Genomic DNA, 2,901 nt, shown 5'->3' on the forward strand with positions numbered 1-2,901 from the left:
TCTCAAAACAGTTACAGCAACTACGGAACAAGTTAACCGGACACCAGTGGGACAGTCTCCTATTTTCAAAACAGGTTTCTGTCCCCTTTTTCCGGCCTTCACGAAATAGGTGCCTGTCCCTAATTTATTAGTACGATCTTCTGAATCCTCGTCTCACTCTGCGATTGAAGCCGGGCGAAATACACGCCCGACGGAAACTTGGTACTCCTGCCTTTGGTGCCATCCCAGGTGACAGAGTGTGCTCCTGCACCCTCAACGCTGTTGACCAGCGTAGCTACCAGATGCCCCTCTGCATCATGGACTGTAAGGATTGTCTGTCCAGGTCTTGGCAGCCAATAAGTGAATGTGGTGTTTCGGTTGAAGGGATTCGGGTGGTTCTGTGCGAGAGTCAAGACTGCCTTCATTCCAGCGGCAGGAGGGAGCTCGACAGGGCCAAACCATGTCTGGACTCCATCCCTCGCGATTGCGAGGAGCCAGTAGTTGACGCCATTGATCGGAGCTTGAGAGTCCACGAGCTCGTATTCGAGGCAATCGAAGAGCGGCTCACTGGTTATTCGCTCGCGTTGCCTACCCGGGACCTCGCGATAGACATGGAACAAAGCATGCTCGGTCTCTGGAGCCACCTTCCAGCGGAGGATGCCGTTCAAGCCGCTTCTCTCCGCGCCGAACGAGCTCAAGCTCACTGGCACAAGTGAAGGATCCCAGCGGCCAATGAACCACGAGGGTCTGCTGCCGGCCAACCGAAAACTTCCTCCGGCAATAAGGCTTGTCCCATAGACTGCGGAGGCGTTGACCGTGCTGTTCACTCCAGAGCCAAGAGCGCTCCAGGAGGTTCCGTCCCAGCTCGCTATCGATGCGGCTGCTGTTCCACCTGCCTGAGTGAAAGACCCTCCTGCAATGAGGCTTCCGCCGAAAGCTGCAAGCGTAACTACGTCACCATTAGTTCCGGAGCCGAAAGTGCTCCAGGAGGTTCCGTCCCAGCTCGCTATATGGTTTGCCGCGATCCCGCCGATCTCTGTAAAGTATCCTCCGGCGACTAGATCTCCTCCATAAGTCGCGAGTGCAAAGACACCGTCGTTTGCTCCGCTGCCAAGAGCGGCCCAGGATGTTCCGTTCCACCTCGCTATGCGGTTGGCCGGAACGCCGCCCGCGTCAGTGAAGTGTCCTCCGGCAATGAGGTCTGCGCCATAGACTCCGAGAGAGTTGACCTGGGCGTTCACTCCGGAGCCGAGAGCGCCCCAGGAGGTCCCATCCCAGCTTGCTATGCACGTAGTAGCCGGGATCCCGCCTGCACTGTTGAACATTCCTCCCACAATCAGTTTTCCGTCGTACACACTAAGCGCGTAAACATAATCGCTCAGCCCCGAACCGAGTGGGCTCCAAGAAGTTCCATCCCATCGCGCAATGTAGTTGACGCCTGCCCCGGCCTCGGCAAGCTTTCCTCGAGAGGAGGCCACTGTGAACGCACCTCCGGCGATCAAATCCCCGCCATAAACTGCAAGAGCATTGACTTCGCCATTCATTCCCGAGCCGAGGGCTGCCCAGGAGGTTCCGTCCCAGCTTCCTATGTAATTGGCGGTTATTCCGCCCGCCTGAGAGAACATTCCACCGGCGATGAGTTTTCCGTTGTGGACCGCAAGGGCCAACACACTCCAATCCAATCCCTCCTCAGCAGTCGATGCACAATGGAAAGCACTCCACGATGACCCGTCCCAGCTTGCCACATAGTACGCCGGGCCCGCTCCCGCGCGAGTAAACGCCCCGCCTGCGATCAGGTGTGTGGGAGAAACCGCAAAGCAGTAAACTGCAACATTGACTGCGTTGCCAACACCGCTCCACGAGCTCCCGTCCCAGCTTGCAACCCTCTCGGCCAGGGCAGCCCCTGCGAGGCTAAAGTATCCTCCAGCGATGAGCTTCCCATCGTAAACCGCTAGGGCAAAGACAATGTTGTTGAATCCGGAGCCGAGAGCGGCCCACGATGTTCCGTCCCAGCTCGCAACAAAGTTACAGGAAATAGCCCCAGCCTGGTCGAAGTATCCCCCAGCGATGAGCTCTCCATCGAAGCCCGTGAGGGCAAGAACATAGCTATTCACTCCGGCACCGAGAGCGGCCCACGATGTTCCGTCCCAAGCTGCTATGTAGTTGGCAGGAGCCCGGCCTGCCTCAGTGAAATCGCCGCCTGCGATAAGGTTCCCACCGAAGACTGTAAGAGCCCTTACAAGGTTGTTCACGCCGGCGCCGAGAGTATCCCATGATGTTCCGTTCCAGATTGCTATGTTGGCGGCGGACTTGTCACCCGCCTGGCTAAAGTTACCTCCCGCAACGACGTTCCCGCCGTAAGCAGTAAGGGCAAGGATATAGCCGTTCACCCCGGTTCCCAGCGCCGACCAGGATGTTCCATTCCAACTTGCTATGCCGCTGGCAACTACCCCGCCCGCATCGTAGAAGAACCCTCCCGCGACAAGATTTCCGTTGTGAACCAGAAGAGCCCGGACGTCACCACCCGTCCCGGTGCCCAGAGTACTCCACGATGTTCCGTCCCAGCTTGCTATGTGCTCGGCCAGGATCGGCCCTGCGTGCGTGAAAGACCCTCCGACAACAAGGTTTCCGTTGTAGATCACTGCTGCCCAGACGGAGCCGCTTACTCCGGCCCTGGCGAATCCATTCCACCAATGTTCGTCACCTGCGACTGAGGGAGCCCTCGTGCCAGCCGGCGAGAATACGGGGCCTCCTGTTACTGGATCGAGTGCTGTCCTGAACCCGCTTACATCCAGCGGCCCTTCGTAGCCGGCGCTCCTGACTGCCTCGATGTTGAATCTCCCATCGGGCGCAAGAAACTTCTCAACACCTAGTGTAGTGCGTCTAACGCTTCTTTACATTTGGTGACTTTGGCCAGGATGC

General features: G+C 57.8%; 1 protein-coding gene. It reads right to left on the bottom strand.

Features of this window, described 5'->3' with window-relative positions; genetic code table 11:
* Window positions 1–119: 119 nt before the first annotated feature.
* Entirely contained in the window at window positions 120–2,621 is a 2,502-nt protein-coding gene (locus QME66_13185; protein ID MDI6809901.1) for a FlgD immunoglobulin-like domain containing protein, read from the bottom strand.
* Window positions 2,622–2,901: the final 280 nt, after the last annotated feature.

It is taken from the genome of Candidatus Eisenbacteria bacterium (genome assembly GCA_030017955.1).
Classification (GTDB): Bacteria; Eisenbacteria; RBG-16-71-46; order JASEGR01; family JASEGR01; genus JASEGR01.